This window comes from Azoarcus sp. DN11 (assembly GCF_003628555.1).
GTDB lineage: Bacteria > Pseudomonadota > Gammaproteobacteria > Burkholderiales > Rhodocyclaceae > Aromatoleum.
Map to the genome: position 1 here is coordinate 1,512,423 of NZ_CP021731.1, position 15,385 is coordinate 1,527,807.

Consider the following 15,385-nt stretch of genomic DNA (forward strand, 5'->3'; position numbering starts at 1 on the left):
GGCACATCGGGGCGCGCCCGTCCGGCGCGGGGTGGCCCGCGCCTTTGATCCTCGTCAATGGGGCAAAGTTGACCGATCGGTAAACTTTGCTGTCCCCATTCACATTGCCCAGGGTCCCCCCATGCCAGCCACCCAGCCCGTCCCCGCGGCCGCCCGCCTGTTCCTCTCCGGCAACGACGCGGTCGCTCGCGCCGTCTGGGAAGCCGGCACGCGCGTCGCCGCCGCCTATCCCGGCACGCCGTCCACCGAGATCCTCGAAGTGCTGGCGCGCTACCCCGACCTCTACACCGAGTGGTCGGTGAACGAGAAGGTCGCGCTGGAAGTGGCCCTCGGCGCATCGATGGTCGGCGCCCGCGCGTTCTGCGCGATGAAGCATGTCGGGCTGAACGTCGCCTCGGATGCGCTGATGACGATCACCGTGACCGGCACCGAGGGCGGACTGGTGATCGCCGTCGCCGACGACGTGGGCATGTCCTCGTCGCAGAACGAACAGGATTCGCGCTACTGGGGCCGCTTCGCGCATGTGCTGGTGCTGGAGCCGGCCGATTCGCAGGAGGCCTACGCGATGACGCTGGCGGCCTTCGACCTGTCCGAACGCCTGAAGAGCCCGGTGATCCTGCGCCTGACGACGCGCATCTGCCATGTGAAGGGTGTCGTGCAGACGGGCGGGCGCAGCGAGCATGAGCCGGCCGGCTTCGTGAAGGATCCGCGCCACTGGGTCATGGTGCCGGGCAACGCCAAGCCGCGCCTGCCGTCGGTGTTCCAGCGCGAGACCGCGGCCCGCGCCGAGGCGGAGGCGTCGCCGCTCAACTTCCGGATCGACGGCAGCGATCGCCGCATCGGCTTCGTCACCTCGGGGCCGACTTTCATGCACGTGCGCGACGCCTTCCCCGATGCGCCGGTGTTCAAGCTGGGCCTGTCCTGTCCGCCGCCGCTGGAGAGCCTGCGCGCTTTCGCCGCGACCGTCGACACCGTGCTGGTCGTCGAGGAAACCGAGCCGCTGCTGGAAACCGAAATGAAGGCCGCGGGCATCGCCTGCCACGGCAAGGACGTGCTGCCGCGCATCGGCGAGCTCGCGCCCGACGTGCTGGAACCCGCCGTCAGGCGCCTGCGCGGCGAGGCCGTGCCGGAACCCGAGCACGTGCCGCCCCAGCAGGTCTTCCCGCGCCCGCCGACGATGTGCGTCGCGTGCCCGCACCTGGGCGTGTATTACACGCTCTCGCAGATGCGCAACGTGCTGATCGCGGGTGACATCGGTTGCTACACGCTGGGCGCGGGGCACCCGTGGAACGCGCTCGACTCCTGCATCTCGATGGGGGCATCGATGGGTACCGCGCTGGGGATGGACAAGGGGCGTGGCAAGGTTGACGAGAACAAGAAGGTCGTCGCCGTGATCGGCGATTCGACTTTCATGCACATGGGCATGCAGGGCCTGCTCGACATCACCTGGAACCGCGGCAACGTCACGGTGCTGCTGCTCGACAACCGCGCCGTCGGCATGACCGGCGGCCAGGACAACCCCGGCACCGGCCGCGACATCCACGGCGAGGAAACCCAGCGCGTCGACTTCGCCCGGCTGTGCGAGGCGCTCGGCGTGAAGAAGGAGCGCATCCGCGTCGTCGATCCCTACCAGCTGCCGGTGCTGTTCAAGGCGCTGCGCGAGGAGACGAAGATCGAGGAGCCCTCGGTCATCATCACGAACCGCCCCTGCGTGCTGATCGACCACTACGAGCCGGCCAAGTCCTACCTGGTCGAGGAAGACCGCTGCACCGGCTGCGGTAACTGCGTCGAAGTCGGCTGCCCCGCGATCCACGTCACGCGCCGCGACAAGGAGGTCAAGGCTTCGGGCAAGGAAGTCGACCTCTCCTTCGTGCGCATCGAAACGTCCGCCTGCACCGGCTGCGGCCTGTGCGTGCAGCCTTGTGCGCCGAAAGCCATCGTGCACGCGCAGCCCGTCCAGTCCATCCAGTCCGTCCAGTTCGTCAGGAAGTGAGCGCCGCCATGTCCCAGATCACCAACATCCTCGTGTGCGGCGTCGGCGGGCAGGGCGTCATGACGGCGACCGAGATCCTCGCCGAAGCGGCGATTTCGCTCGGCTTCGACGTGAAGAAGACCGAAGTCGCGGGCATGAGCCAGCGTGGCGGAGTCGTGACCTCGCACCTGCGCTTCGGCAGGGTCGTGCTGTCGCCGCAGATCGTGCCGGGCGAAGCCGACCTCCTGATCGGCTTCGAGTCGGCCGAAGCGCTGCGCTGGAGTCACATGCTGCGCCCCGGCGGCATCGCGCTGGTGAACGCCGGCCGCATCGTCCCGCCGGTCGTGAATCTCGGCCTGTTCGACTATCCCGAAGATCCTGTCGCGCGCATGCGCGCACTGGGCCTGGCGGTGCATGCGTTCGACGCCACCTCGCTTGCGCTTGAGCTCGGCAACATCCGCCTCGGCAACACCGTGATGCTCGGCGCCTGTGCCGACCGCCTGCCGTTCCCTGCCGAAGTCCTGCGCGACGCCGTGCTGGCGCGCTTCGGCGCACGCAAGCCGCAACTCGTCGAGGCGAACCGGGAGGCCTTCGAGGCGGGGCGGCGGGCAGTGGCTGGTGAAGCGAAAGCCGCCTGAGTCGCGGTAAAAGCGGCGGGATTTCATCCCGCCCGGGGCGTCGTCGTGATTCTTGCGCAGGGCGGGATGAATCCCGCCTGTCCCCGCTGAGTCGCACACGCAACGGCTACGCAAGCCGCGGTCACCCGGCACGCGGGCAGCCGGCGGCGGGTCGAGGCCATCCTCCAGTGTTGGTGCCAACGCCCCCAGGACCACGGAATCGAATCGCACAAGCCCATGATCCTGCGATAAAATACGAAGTTTTTCATTCGGGGCTTCGATAATGACGGCTCGCATCATCGACGGCAACGCGCTTTCTGCGCGCGTGCGCGGCGAACTCGCGCAACGTGCGGCGCAACTCACCGCGCAAGGCGTGCAACCCTGCCTCGCGGTGATTCTGGTGGGCGACAACCCCGCCTCCGCGGTGTACGTGCGCAACAAGGTCTCCGGCTGCGAAAAGGCCGGCATCCGCTCGCTGCGCTTTGACTTCGCGGTCGACGTCGATGCCGCCCAGGTCATGAAGAAAATCGCCCAACTCAACGCCGACCCGGCGGTGCACGGCATCCTCGTGCAGTTGCCGCTGCCGAAGCAGTTCAACGAAGCCGAAGTCCTCGAGGCGATCTGCGTCGACAAGGACGTCGACGGCTTCCACGCCGAAAACGTCGGCCGCCTGTCGCAGGGGCAGGAAGCCTTCCTGCCCTGCACGCCGCACGGCGTCATGAAGATGCTCGAAGCGGAGAAGGTGCCGGTGCAGGGCGCCGAAGCCGTCGTCATCGGCCGCTCGAACATCGTCGGCAAGCCGATGGCGATGCTGCTCACGAACGCCGGCGCGACCGTCACCGTGACCCACTCGAAGACGCGCGATCTCGCCTTCCACACCCGCCGCGCCGACATCCTCGTCGCCGCCATCGGCAAGCCGCGCTTCGTCACGGCCGACATGATCAAGCCCGGCGCCGTCGTCATCGACGTCGGCATCAACCGCCTGACCGAAGGGCCGGAGGCCGGCAAGCTCTGTGGCGACGTGGATTTCGCCTCGGCGAAGGAAGTCGCCTCCGCGATCACGCCGGTGCCCGGCGGCGTCGGCCCGATGACCATCACCATGCTGCTCGCGAACACCGTCGAGTCGGCCGAACGCGCCCTGCGCAAGAAAGGTTAATGCGATGAGCGACAAACCCGTCGTCGGAATCATCATGGGATCGAGCTCCGACTGGCCGACGATGCAGGCCGCGGCGAAGGTCCTGAAGGAATTCGGCGTCCCCTACGAGGCGCGCGTCGTCTCGGCGCACCGCACCCCTGACCTGATGTTCGCCTATGCGGACATGGCTCGCAGCCGCGGCCTCAAGGCGATCATCGCCGGCGCGGGCGGCGCTGCGCACCTGCCCGGCATGGTCGCGGCGAAAACCACCGTCCCCGTGCTGGGCGTACCGGTGCAGTCGAAGGCCCTGTCCGGCCAGGACTCGCTGCTTTCCATCGTGCAGATGCCCAAGGGCATCCCGGTCGCGACCTTCGCGATCGGCGAGGCCGGGGCCGCCAATGCCGGCCTCTTCGCTGTCTCGCTGCTGGCCAACGAGGATGCGGCGCTCGCGAAGAAACTCGACGAATTCCGCGCCCGCCAGACCCAGGCGGTGCTCGACATGACGCTCGACGAGGTCTGAGATGATCCTGCCTCCCGCAACCCTGGGAATGCTCGGTGGCGGCCAACTCGGCCGCTTCTTCGTTTCTGCCGCCCACGAAATGGGCTACAAGGTCTGGGTGCTCGACCCGGATGCCAACAGCCCCGCGGGCCTGATCGCCGACCACCATATCGTCGCCGCCTACGATGACTACGCCGCGCTGGACGAACTGGCGAACGGCTGCGCGGCAGTGACGACGGAATTCGAGAACGTGCCGGCGTCGACGCTCGACTACCTCGCGAAGTTTGTCCCGGTCCATCCGTCGGCGAGCGCTGTCGCGGTGTGCCAGAACCGCGTCGCGGAAAAGACCTTCCTGGTCGACAACGATCTCCCGCACGGCCCCTTCGCGGTGATCCGCCACGACGAGAACCTGCGCGATACGGACGAAGCGCTGTTCCCGGCGGTGCTCAAGGTCGCCCGCTTCGGCTACGACGGCAAGGGACAGGCACGCGTCACCAACCGCGACGAGGCGCTCCACGCTTTCCGCGAGTTCGGCGGCGAATCCTGCGTGCTCGAGAAGCTGCTCAAGCTCGACAGCGAAATGTCGGTCGTGCTCGCGCGCGACGAGGCGGGCGACGTCCGCTGCTTCCCGCCCGGCGAGAACAGCCACCGCCGCGGCATCCTCGACGTCACGATCATGCCGGCGCGCATCGAGCCGGTGCTCGCCGAGCGCGCGCGCGAAGTGGCGCAGACGATCGCGGAGCGCCTCGACTACGTCGGCACGCTGGGTGTCGAGTTCTTCGTCTGCGGCGGCCAGCTCTTCGTCAACGAGATGGCGCCGCGCCCGCACAACAGCGGCCATCACACCATCGACGCGTGCGTCACCAGCCAGTACGAACAGCAGGTCAAGGCCCTGTGCGGCCTGCCGCTCGGCGAGCCGCGCGCCCACAGCGCTGCGGTGATGGTGAACCTGCTGGGCGAGCTGTGGTACGACGCGGATGGCAACTACCGCGAGCCGGACTGGTCCGTGCTGCAGGCCGTGCCGAACCTGCGCGTGCACCTGTACGCCAAGCACCACGCCCGCCCCGGCCGCAAGATGGGCCACTTCACCGTGATCGGCGCGGACGCGTCCGAGGTGCTTGCCACCGCGACGCAGGCGCGTGCGGCGATCGGCATCCGCAATGACGAGCACTGATCGCGCGACGATGTCCGTCGCCGCCGACGAGATCCAGCGCGCCGCCGATCTGCTGCGCGCCGGCGAACTCGTCGGCATGCCGACCGAGACGGTGTATGGACTTGCCGCCGATGCGCTGAATGTCGAAGCGGTCGGCAGGATCTTCAGCGCCAAGGGCCGGCCGGCCGATCATCCGCTGATCGTCCATCTGCCCGACGCCACTCACCTCGCGCGCTGGGCGCGCGCCATCCCGAAGGATGCGCTCGCGCTCGCCAAGGCGTTCTGGCCCGGCCCGCTGACGCTCATCCTCAAGCGCGAGGAGGGCGTTCCCGACGCCGTCACCGGCGGGCAGGACACGGTCGGCCTGCGCGTGCCCGACCATCCCGTCGCGCTCGCGCTGCTGCGCGCGTTCGATTCGGGCATCGCCGCCCCGTCCGCAAACCGCTTCGGCCGCATCAGCCCGACCACCGCGGCCCACGTGCGCGAGGAGCTCGGCGACAAGGTCGCGCTGGTCCTCGACGGCGGCCCCTGCCAGGTCGGCATCGAATCCACCATCCTCGATCTCTCGCGCGACACGCCCGTGATCCTGCGCCCCGGCGCGATCTCCGCCGACGACATCGGCCGCGTCATCGGCCGCGTCATCGGCCGCCGGCCCGACATGCGCAAGCCGCACGCGGAGGAGGGCGCCGCCACCGCCGCGTCGGACCAGCCACGCGTCTCCGGCTCGCTCGCCGCCCACTACGCGCCGCGCACGCCGCTGCAACTGATCCCCGCCGCCCGCCTCGCCGAAGAGTCCGCCATGCTCGCCGGCGAAGGCAGCCGCGTCGCCGTCCTCGCCCGCATCTGCGCCGACCCCAAGGATGCCCGCCTGACCTGGCGCAATGCCCCGAGCGATCCGGCCGGCTATGCCCACGAGCTCTACGCCAACCTGCGCGACCTCGACGCCTGCGGCGCAGACTTCATCGTCGTCGAGGTACTGCCCGAGACCCTCGACTGGCAAGCCATCACCGACCGCCTCGGCCGCGCGGCCGTGGGTTCGGGTGACGGCGAAGATCCGCTGCTTGAACGTGATGAAACCTGAGTGAAAAATCGGCCTTCCAAACTGAAAGAAGCCCCGCTATAATCTGCCGCTCTTGAGGGCCGATAGCTCAGCTGGGAGAGCGCTGCGTTCGCAATGCAGAGGTCGAGGGTTCGATCCCCTTTCGGTCCACCAACACATGAGGCCAGCCTTCGCGCTGGTGTGCCGTTAAGCATAAAGTGGCCACCAGGCCAATTTATGCTTTATTTCACGATTGGCCATATTTTGGTTTATCGGGTGCGGCATAGTAGTCTGGCTGGTTTGCAACTGCGGTCTGTGCCCGCGGTTGCAGCAAAGAGTCAAAAAAACGGGACCTCGCGGTCCCGTTTTGCTTTCCAGGTGAAGCTGGGGTCAGCGGCGGCGGCTGTCCATCACGGCGGTGATATGGCGGAAGATGCCGGGCACGGATTGCGCCTCGGTATCGAGCCGACTCCAGATGTCGCGCGCGCTCATCCCCTCGTAGCCCGCTGCCAGGCGCTCATCGAGCACCTCCCCAATCTGCGATTGCAGGCGAGTCTGCCGTTGCTCGCCGCGGGCGGCTCGATGGCGGAGGTAGCGGTCGGCAATGGCGCGGGCTTCTGCATTGGCCTGCAGGTAGAGGCTCTTGCGGTCGACGCCCACGCGTTCGCTCGCTTCATTGACGGACACCGGCTGCGGCTCCTCAAGCATTGCGCGCAACTGTGCACGGATGTCGTCCCAGTCCAGTTCCCTAGACTTGATGCCTGCTCGCGGCGATTCGGGGAGCTCGATGGGCATCTGTACAGGCACGAGAGGAGGTTCCCATCCTTCGACATCGCCGGCGAACAGCTTGTCCAGTCCAATCCCGCCGTGCAGGGCAATGGTCAGCCAGGCCTTCAGGGCCGGGATGCCTCCTTTGTTGAGCCAGTGGGAGATGCCGCTCTTCGAGAAGCCATACCGACTCGCAAAGGTACTTGGCCGCCCGTCGGCCATGCGCTCGATGACGGTCTCCAGCAGTGGGACCAGTCCAGGGGACGCGACCTTCGGAGGCTCCTGCAGCATCTGCCCGACTTGGCGGGCCACCCAAAGTGCTTCCGGTGAGGCGGATTCGGTTTCAGCGTCGCCGAGAAACCCGCCGCACGAGGTGCAATAGCCGGGAACAACCACCGCGGAACGACTCCGGACATTGCTGCGGTGGCAGCGCGGGCAGGTCGTTACCAACTGCACCTTGTGACGCAGGCAGGCGGTAACGGGGGCGACGTCCCAGGCTAGGAGTCTGCGCGGCAGAACTCCAGAGAGTGGGGTTTTAGCAGAAGGATCGGCGAAGCGAGAGGTGCGGGAAGAGACTGCGGCCGTGGTTGAATTGCTTCGCGACGGTGCTGCGCCCGTGCCGGACGGGAACGGGGACAGATTTGCGCCCCTTTTTCCCGTTATGCCGTCCTCAGTGTGCTCATCCTGCGCAGGTTCAGGGCCATACAGACGAGCTTCCACTCCGCTTTGACGCGCTCCAGGCCCCGCAGGCTGAACTGCCGGAATCCCAATACGTTCTTGATCCAGCCGTTGGGCGGTTCGGCGATCCATTTCCGTTTTCGGTAAGCCGTCTTGCCCGCCTCGCTATCGAGCTTGTCGGCCATCTGCGCGGTGTGCGGACTGCGTTCACGGTCGAAACCGAGTCGGCGCTTGCCTTCCCGGCCCAGCGCCACCACCAGTTCGGTCCCGCAGCCGTCGAGCTCCCGGAACGTCTGCTCCGAGCGGTAGCCGGTGTCGGCCAGCGCCTGGCGCGGGCGCTGCGCGAGGGTGTCGCGCACGACCTGCAACATCCCCGGCAGTAGCCCGGCGTCGCTGGCGTTGTTGGTCAGTTCGGCCGCCACGATGATGTGGGCGGTCTCGTCGACCGCCGTCTGGGCGTTGTAGCCCGGATCGAACCCGCCGCCGGCGCGCTTCATGATGCGGCTGTCTGGATCCGTGAAGTTCTCCTGTGCCTTGTCCTCGGGCACCCCGAAGTCGCGCTTGTAGCGCCCACCCTTCGGTTTGCCGTCACCGCCGCGCGGACGGCGGTCGTCATCGTCGCTGCGCCCGCGCGCCTGATCGGCCTCGCGCTGGCGCTGCTCGAGCCGCGCCCGGGCTTCGGCAATCGCCGTCAGCCGCGCCTCGCGCCGCGCGATCTCGGCCGGCACATCCAGCTCGGGCTCGTTCCTCTCGGCGTCGTCGGCGGCCTTGGCCCGATTGAGCAGCGCCTCGATCTGCCGTTTCAATTCGGCCTCCGCCTTCACCATGTGGCCGTAACTCATCGCCTTGTGGCGGCTGGCGTTCGCCTTGACCTTGGTGCCGTCGATGGCCACCGTCCCGAGCTTCACCAGCCCCATCTCGCGAGCCAGTCGCACCACCTGCACGAACAACTCGCTCAGCTCCTTCAAGTGGACAGCGCGAAAGTCGCTGAGCGTGCGGTGGGCCGGGAAGTTGCCTGCCGCCAGCACCCGGAACGCCACATCCTCGTGCAGCTTGCGCGCGATCTTGCGCGAGCTGAACACGCCCGTGGCGTACGCATACAGCAGCACCTTGACCATCATGGCCGGATGAAACGGCTGGTTGCGCGGTCCGCCCCCGGCATACCGGGTGTGGAACGCGCTCAGGTCCAATCCGTCGACCGCGTCGCTAATGAAGTACGCCAGGTGGCCTTCGGGTAGCCACTCCTGCAGCGCCTGGGGCAGCAGCATCTGCTGCTGCGGGCAATAGGGCAGATAGCTCGTCATCTCGACAGTCTACCGGCCCCGACACGCCAGGGAGGGCTTACCTCACCGACGCTTGGCTTCTGCCGCGCAGACTCCTAGCCGCAGGTACGGTTCAACGTTGTTGGCTTTGTCCTCGGCCAGGCAGCACGGGCACCAACGGTCGGATTTCGGCGCCAAGCCCGGGACGCCCAACACGGGGCGCCAAGGGGCCAGGGTGTGACGGTCCAGTGATGCCATGCCCGTGAGTTCGGCCAGCCTGGCCGCCCATTGCTCGCTCTCCGGCGACATGCTCGAGAAGCTACGCTGATGCCAGACGATTGGTTTGCGGACCCACTGGGCGCACAACCTTCCCGGTTCGTGTTACCCGCCAAGTTGTGGATGTACTCGGTGTGAATGCGTCCGAAGATGCGCTCCATGACCGAACCGTGGCGCGGATTGCCGGCGGGACAGTAGCGGACGTGAATGCGCATCAGTTCGGCGAAGTGCTTGAAATCCTCGCTGCGGAAGTCCGCCCCATTGTCGACGACGATGAACTGCGGCAAACGGCGGTGGCGACGGACGATGTCGCGCAGGAGCATCATGTTCGAGCGGTACGACGGCGGGTCGAACGAGAGATAGATGCCCACGATTCGCCGCGTGAATGCGTCGATGGCCAGCGACAGCCATGGCCGACCGAGCGACTTGCCGGTCTTCAGTGAGACCAGTTCGATATCGAGTTCCGTGTGGTCCATGTGAACGTACTGGAGTGCGCGCGACCCGTGGACTGGCGTATCGGCGTAGAGCACATTCACGAACTCGGCATTCTGGTAGCGCTGCGTTTCTGCCTGCTTTCTTCTCTCTTCGTCTTCTGCGAGAAGACGGGCGATGTGCGCGTGCGGATTCGCGAGCGACCGTGGGAGCGCTGCCTTCCCCGCCTGCTTCCTGGCCCGTTCGAAGACGACGTCCAAGGTTTCAGCGAATTCGGGGCGAGGGGGGAAGCTCGCTTATCGGTTCGTCGTAGTACCAGCCGGTGCGGCGACCGATTTCGACACTACCGGACTCTCCGAGTCCCCGGCGGGGCAGAGGAATGCGGCGAACCGGCTTGCCAGCCGCGTGGGCCGCCCAGTAGCCGCGGGGTGGAACCGGTACGCGGGCAGCTGCACAGGCTTTTCCGAGCGCAACGTCCGACAATCCGAATTCCTTGGCCAGGACGGTTTTTGGCTTACGCCATACCAGTTCGTACAGGTCTTCGCGTGTCAGCGTTTGCGACATGGGACGTGCTCCTCACGGTCGTAGGCGTAATGGTCTAACTTGCCGACCACTGCGACTAGGGTGAGGGCCATGTCCCGTACTCGCCGTTGTGCGTTTCACGGAGCATTGAGAGTCAGGGGGGCGGCTGAAGACGGGCTCGAGGAGCCGCATCGGGCGCGGCGACCGCACCGACTGTGCCGACATGAGCTGGCGGGCGCCTCCGAACGGCTTCCCCGGTCGTCTTCGAGCCTGAAAAGAAAAAAGCCCGAGCAACGGGGCCCGGGCTTAAATCCACACCAAGGAGGAGGGTGGAGGAGACGGGTGAACGATACGCCTACGTATTGATGCGATGCAACAAATAATTTTTATCGCCCCATTGCAGAGGCTTCGGTCGCCTCCGTTGCCCTTCGGGTCACCAACGTCGGCTGCGCGCATCAACCCACGTGCGTCCCACGCGTGCTCGCAGCCGTTGAATGGACAATGGGCAACACGTCGGCGAAATGCTCGTGCATCTTCCTCACCGGCTGCATGTTTTCAGCAACTCCTGTCAGGATGGACTGCAGCTGCGCGGTCAGTGCGACGACCGCGTTGGAATTGCGGATGACGTCGTAAATGAGCTGCGGCGGGTAACCCGTCATGGTGCGGGACAGCGGATGCAGACCGCCGTGCGCATAGCTGTTCATCGCCTTCCACGTGACTTCCTTGTACTCGCGCAGTTGCGCGACGATGGGCGCGGGCGCGTCGGGGTGGGCTTCTAACTCCTTGAGCATATCGGCCAATCCCAGCCCCTCATTGGCGCGCTTGGCGGTTTCCATCGTGAGGGGCTCGGAAAGCTTGGCGACCCAGTTGTCGCTGGCCGCGTGGAGGAGCCAGACGCCTCGAACCAAGCTCTCGAACTGCGGGCGGGTGAGCGCAATCGCTGATGAGAACAGCCCTTGGTCGACCAGCATCAAGATACTGAGTGCGTGTTCCAGCGAAAGCAGGCCGGACTGGAATGCTGCCACGAAGCGCTGGTCCGGCGCGGGCAACAGCGACTGTACATGGCGCTGCACCTCCGTGTGGTACTGGGCGGTTCGGTCGAGGAGTCGATGAAGGTTTTCGTCGGTCATATAGAGGTGAGGGAAATGCGGGAAGACAGATGGCATACTAGCGGAACGGCCGGCGACCATGTCTCCGCGATGCGTGATGGTGTGTGAGGGAAAAGATTGAATGGTTTTCGATAGTCCGCTCACCGTGGCCGGCATCGACATCGGCGGGACCAAGAAGGGCTGTCACCTCGTCGTCCTGCACGGCAACGACATCGTCTGCAGCATCCGTAGCGGCGACCCTGACCATCTGGCGCGAACGTGCCAGGAGCTTGGTGCGGTAGCGGTCGGCATCGATTCGCCCTGCCAATGGGGGCAACCGCAATCGGGCCGGCGGGCGGAAAAGATGCTCGCCAAGGAGCGGATATTTTCCTTCGCGACGCCGACGCGGGAGCGCGCTGAGGCGAACACGTCTGGGTTCTATGGCTGGATGTTCTGCGGTGAGCGCGTCTATCAGGCCCTGGCTGCCACCCACCCGCTGTTGAGTGACGTGGGCTACGCCGGCGGGAAGGTCTGCTTCGAGACGTTCCCGCATGCCATCACCTGCGCGATGCTTGGCACCGCCGAGGCCTCGGCGAAACGCAAGCGCGTGCAGCGCCGACAGCTGCTGAGGGATGCGGGCATTGACCCGACACCATTGAAATCCATTGATGCAGTGGATGCGGCCCTGTGCGCGCTGACCGCCACATATGTGATTGCCGGTCGGAGCGAGGCATACGGGGATACCGAGGGCGGCTACATTTTCGTTCCCGCCTCGCTGTAGGCCATTTGATTCTTGCAGGGCCTTGACCGGACAGTGGAGCCGGCGATAGTGATTGCAATGATTGCGGTCCGCGCTAAAATGCAAGCATTGCAATCGTCAGGAGGGCGCCATGGCGACCAATCTTGTTGTGCGCAACGTCGAGCCCGAGGTCGCGCAGGCCTTGAAGGAGGCGGCGGCTCGGCACGGGCGTAGTGCTGAAGCGGAGCACCGCGAAATTTTGCGGGTGGCCCTTTCGCGACCGCCTCGCCGAACCTTCAAGGACGTGCTTGCGATCATGCCCGACGTGGGTACCGACGAAGACTTCAACTTCAGGCAGGGCTGATGTACCTGCTCGACACCAACATCATCAGCGAGCTGCGCAAAGGCGGGCGCGCCAATCCCGGCGTTACCGCCTTTTTTGCGACTCTGGCAGCGGAAGACATCTATCTATCGGTGCAGACCGTCGGCGAGATTCGTCGCGGCGTCGAGACCATCCGTAAACGAGGTGACCGCGAGCAGGCGAATCGCCTCGAGGCCTGGCTGGACCTGGTGATTGCCGACTACTCGGACCGGATACTGGGCTTCGACCTCGACTGCGCGCAGGTATGGGGAAAGCTCATGTCGCCGAGTCCCCAGCATCCCGTCGACAAGCAGATTGCTGCCATTGCGCTCATCTACGACCTGACGGTGGTCACGCGTAACACGGAAGATTTCGAGTCCACCGGAGTGCGGAACATCAATCCCTTCAGCTCGCCTCAGCCGATAACCTGACAGGTGGTGACGCACGCTCACCAGTATCCGGGGCGTTTCTGTTCCGGCGCGTCGAGCGGTCGCCGGAGGTATTGGAGAGGTTTGCGGACCCGGCTGTCGTCGCGCCCGCCCGTGCATCGGGGCAGTTCCGTTAGCCAAGAGCATCTAGGTGCGGCAGAAACACCTCGAAAAACACGTCGCAGGCCTGCCGAGGAGAGTAGGTAATTCCACTTGGCAGGAATCCCTCCATGTCGGTCAGGAACTTCCGCGACGACATCCGCCGCTCCAGTTCGCTCCGCACCTTCGTGGAATCCAAGGTGCTTCCCTCCTGCGCCATGTAGAAGCGGAAAGCCTCCCCAACGCGGGCAGGATTCACCCGAACATCGGCGCCCGCCGCTTGCGATGCGTCCCAAGCTCGCCACAGGTCGAAGAGGTCCCGCCCGTGTTCGCGCTGCAGGAGCGCACGCAGCTTTGTGCCCAGCATTTCGTCCAAGTCATAGGACAAGACCTCGACCTTGCGGACGCCGCCGGCGCCCGTGGGCACCTCGATTTGAATCGGCACAAGGGGGAACAGGCTCTTGCGCTCGTTGATGTTCACCTCGACCTTCAGCTTGGCCATCGCCCCTTCCTTGCTGTGCGGGTCGTAGATGTAGGTGCTGCGTATGAGCTTGGATTTGGCTGCCAGGTTTCTGACGGCGAGCGTCACCGTGGCGATGACGGACTCGTTCGGCTTGCCAAGCAGCGGGTGCAGTACGCGCGTGAGCGCTTGCTTGATGTGTCCGGCTGGCCGGTCGCCTACCAGGACCAAATCGATGTCCTCGGAGTAGCGGCTGGCCGGCGCCAAGTGCGCCTTGTGCAGTACGGTGCCACCGCGCATCGCGAGCTGGCTCTTCAGGAAAGGGTCTTCGAAAATGGCTGCGACCGCCAGGCAGAGCAGGTAGTCCTGCTCGACCATCAGGTCGTTCAGCCACGGGGCGCAGCTGCGCCAGACGTTTATTTCGCGCGCGGATATCATCGAATCTCATCTAAGAACAACAGGCGGCCGGGGGCATACAAGACGCCCCAATCCTTATTCAACTCCAAAGCACAGTCGTCCGGTGCCTGCAGCTCGAGTGGCACCGACACCGTTCGACGGGGGGCCATCCACTTCCGAATTCGTCTGGCCGGCCCGACGTGTCCGAGCGCCTCCAGCAGAAAGCCCAGCCGTTGCGCCGTCGATGTGTGGTCAAGGCCGTCCAGCGCCCTGGTCATCTCGTCCGCATTCAGGTCCTTCGCAAAGTCGTTCGACACCCTGGCCACTGCTTCAACGCCGCCGATGGAAACCTGCGCACGAAGCAGGTCCAGCAGCGTCGCCTCCCGCGTGCTGACACGCCACGGCGCCACGTCGCCGCGCACCACGACTGTCGGGGTCTCATCCAGGCGCGCTTTTACGGTGAAGTCGAGGCGATGCACCCCTACGGCGGCGCTCCTTCGCGCCCGGCTCACCATCACCTGGGTGGTCTGCAGTGCGTAATGGGCAGACCCCCAGTAACGCGCTGCGGAAAGTAGCCCGACGTAGTAGCGCGGTTCCAACCGCTTCATGTAGTCGTCCAACCACCAAGTCACGGGCGGCGCCCCGTAGTGCTCGTATTCGGGCGGCACGATGACCCAACCCGAGGTCCGTTTCGCGGCCGCGACGATGCGCTTCTTCCGACTGAGCCGGGACAGCACGCCGGTGACCGCGAGGTCGGTAGGAGCCATGCCGAGAAGCGCTGCGAATTCCGCTTGCTCGAAGTGGTAGCGGTGCTGGGCCTGGATATGCCGAAGTGCTTCGTCAGGAGACATTGCTTTCGAAGACGTCGCAATAGTCAAAATATTTTGCGAATAGTAATGTTCGGTGTTTATATTTGCAAAGAATTTTGCAGCTCGGCATCGGGCCGTCTACCCTTGGCATTCGGGACGTATCAGTAGGCACCGTGACCGAGGTCGGCTGCGGCACGGAGAATCCGCAGCACGTCAGCGGCACGGTCCGCACGTATCTCTTCGAGGGGGACGCGTCCGGTGAGCAATGGTTCTGAATACGTCAGGAAGTCACGCGCTGCCCACATCCTGTTCTTCCCGAAGGCCATGAGAATGTTGGGTAAGACTTGCATGACGGCCGGTTCGAACTGCCACGCGGGGTAACGAACCCCCGGCATCACGCTGCGCGCGGACAGCGCCAGTAACTGACCGCCAGAGCGCATGCGACGAAGGGTTCGCGCCGGGATTCCGGAAACCGTGGCCGCTTCCCTGGCTGACAACATGTCGGCGGCTCGAAGTTGCGCTCGTTGTTGTCGTCGGCCGCGAGCCAGTGGCGTGCGCTCAAGCCGCTCCGAAGTCAGGTCGTCCAGGGATTCCTCACCGAGGTGGGGCCGGTCATTGCCCTGCATGTGGGTCTCGTTCTCGTTCGGGTTGG

General features: G+C 65.5%; 17 protein-coding genes, 1 tRNA gene and 1 pseudogene. 10 read left to right on the plus strand and 9 right to left on the minus strand.

The features are described 5' to 3' along the window. Nucleotides 1-121: 121 nt before the first annotated feature. The 7 genes from CDA09_RS06940 to CDA09_RS06970 all read left to right on the plus strand — a co-directional run bounded on the left by CDA09_RS06940 (nt 122) and on the right by CDA09_RS06970 (nt 6,589). Nucleotides 122-1,993 (plus strand): thiamine pyrophosphate-dependent enzyme, encoded by a 1,872-nt coding sequence (locus tag CDA09_RS06940; protein ID WP_121427955.1) that lies wholly within the window; start codon nt 122-124, stop codon nt 1,991-1,993. Nucleotides 1,994-2,001: 8 nt separating this feature from the next. Then, a complete protein-coding gene (locus tag CDA09_RS06945; RefSeq protein WP_121427956.1) occupies nt 2,002-2,610 on the plus strand; it encodes an indolepyruvate oxidoreductase subunit beta in 609 nt (202 codons plus the stop codon). Between the two features lie 262 nt (nt 2,611-2,872). Beyond that, entirely contained in the window at nt 2,873-3,745 is an 873-nt protein-coding gene (folD, locus tag CDA09_RS06950; protein ID WP_121427957.1) for a bifunctional methylenetetrahydrofolate dehydrogenase/methenyltetrahydrofolate cyclohydrolase FolD, read from the plus strand. Nucleotides 3,746-3,749: 4 nt separating this feature from the next. Beyond that, on the plus strand, nt 3,750-4,244 hold the full coding sequence (gene purE / locus CDA09_RS06955; RefSeq protein WP_121427958.1) for a 5-(carboxyamino)imidazole ribonucleotide mutase: 495 nt from the start codon (nt 3,750-3,752) through the stop codon (nt 4,242-4,244). A gap of 1 nt (nt 4,245) precedes the next feature. After that, nucleotides 4,246-5,397, plus strand: coding sequence for a 5-(carboxyamino)imidazole ribonucleotide synthase (locus CDA09_RS06960; RefSeq protein WP_121427959.1), 1,152 nt, complete (start codon nt 4,246-4,248; stop codon nt 5,395-5,397). Next, a complete protein-coding gene (locus CDA09_RS06965; protein ID WP_217351284.1) occupies nt 5,384-6,457 on the plus strand; it encodes an L-threonylcarbamoyladenylate synthase in 1,074 nt (357 codons plus the stop codon). The genes CDA09_RS06960 and CDA09_RS06965 overlap by 14 nt, the downstream gene beginning before the upstream one ends. Before the next feature lie 56 nt (nt 6,458-6,513). Then, nucleotides 6,514-6,589, plus strand: a tRNA-Ala gene (locus tag CDA09_RS06970). Between the two features lie 216 nt (nt 6,590-6,805). Here CDA09_RS06970 and CDA09_RS06975 read toward each other — a convergent pair. The 6 genes and pseudogenes from CDA09_RS06975 to CDA09_RS06990 form a co-directional block, all read right to left on the minus strand. Then, nucleotides 6,806-7,579, minus strand: coding sequence for a hypothetical protein (locus CDA09_RS06975; protein ID WP_128106535.1), 774 nt, complete (start codon nt 7,577-7,579; stop codon nt 6,806-6,808). A gap of 263 nt (nt 7,580-7,842) precedes the next feature. Next, on the minus strand, nt 7,843-9,165 hold the full coding sequence (locus tag CDA09_RS06980; protein WP_121427554.1) for an IS1182 family transposase: 1,323 nt from the start codon (nt 9,163-9,165) through the stop codon (nt 7,843-7,845). Nucleotides 9,166-9,207: 42 nt separating this feature from the next. Continuing rightward, nucleotides 9,208-9,432 carry a TniQ family protein gene (locus CDA09_RS23820; protein WP_502697090.1) on the minus strand — a complete coding sequence of 75 codons (225 nt, stop codon included), beginning with the start codon at nt 9,430-9,432 and terminating at the stop codon, nt 9,208-9,210. Nucleotides 9,433-9,566: 134 nt separating this feature from the next. Continuing rightward, nucleotides 9,567-9,875 (minus strand): annotated as a pseudogene (locus CDA09_RS23825) (integrase catalytic domain-containing protein); the annotation flags it as partial. A gap of 220 nt (nt 9,876-10,095) precedes the next feature. Then, on the minus strand, nt 10,096-10,395 hold the full coding sequence (locus CDA09_RS23120; protein ID WP_128106536.1) for a hypothetical protein: 300 nt from the start codon (nt 10,393-10,395) through the stop codon (nt 10,096-10,098). Between the two features lie 413 nt (nt 10,396-10,808). Beyond that, nucleotides 10,809-11,483, minus strand: coding sequence for a DUF6988 family protein (locus CDA09_RS06990; RefSeq protein ID WP_121430765.1), 675 nt, complete (start codon nt 11,481-11,483; stop codon nt 10,809-10,811). A 100-nt stretch (nt 11,484-11,583) separates the two neighbouring features. Here CDA09_RS06990 and CDA09_RS06995 point away from each other — a divergent pair, with 100 nt between their 5' ends. The 3 genes from CDA09_RS06995 (at nt 11,584) to CDA09_RS07005 (ending at nt 12,972) form a co-directional block, all read left to right on the plus strand. Further along, nucleotides 11,584-12,222: a DUF429 domain-containing protein gene (locus tag CDA09_RS06995; protein ID WP_121427961.1), complete on the plus strand. Its 639-nt coding sequence runs from the start codon at nt 11,584-11,586 to the stop codon at nt 12,220-12,222. Between the two features lie 109 nt (nt 12,223-12,331). Beyond that, nucleotides 12,332-12,544, plus strand: a complete 213-nt coding sequence (locus CDA09_RS07000) for a FitA-like ribbon-helix-helix domain-containing protein (protein WP_121427962.1) — start codon at nt 12,332-12,334, stop codon at nt 12,542-12,544. Next, nucleotides 12,544-12,972: a type II toxin-antitoxin system VapC family toxin gene (locus tag CDA09_RS07005; RefSeq protein WP_121427963.1), complete on the plus strand. Its 429-nt coding sequence runs from the start codon at nt 12,544-12,546 to the stop codon at nt 12,970-12,972. Before CDA09_RS07000 ends, CDA09_RS07005 begins: the two co-directional genes overlap by 1 nt. A gap of 130 nt (nt 12,973-13,102) precedes the next feature. On the opposite strand, the gene CDA09_RS07010 is transcribed toward CDA09_RS07005, so the two are convergent. From CDA09_RS07010 to CDA09_RS07020, 3 genes are all read right to left on the minus strand, one after another. Continuing rightward, the gene (locus CDA09_RS07010) at nt 13,103-13,966 is read right to left on the minus strand and encodes a nucleotidyl transferase AbiEii/AbiGii toxin family protein (RefSeq protein WP_217351286.1); all 864 of its coding nucleotides are present in this window, start codon (nt 13,964-13,966) and stop codon (nt 13,103-13,105) included. Then, nucleotides 13,963-14,775 carry a type IV toxin-antitoxin system AbiEi family antitoxin domain-containing protein gene (locus CDA09_RS07015; RefSeq protein WP_121427964.1) on the minus strand — a complete coding sequence of 271 codons (813 nt, stop codon included), beginning with the start codon at nt 14,773-14,775 and terminating at the stop codon, nt 13,963-13,965. Before CDA09_RS07015 ends, CDA09_RS07010 begins: the two co-directional genes overlap by 4 nt. Nucleotides 14,776-14,894: 119 nt before the next feature. After that, nucleotides 14,895-15,359, minus strand: a complete 465-nt coding sequence (locus tag CDA09_RS07020; protein WP_121427965.1) for a hypothetical protein — start codon at nt 15,357-15,359, stop codon at nt 14,895-14,897. Nucleotides 15,360-15,385 lie beyond the last annotated feature (26 nt).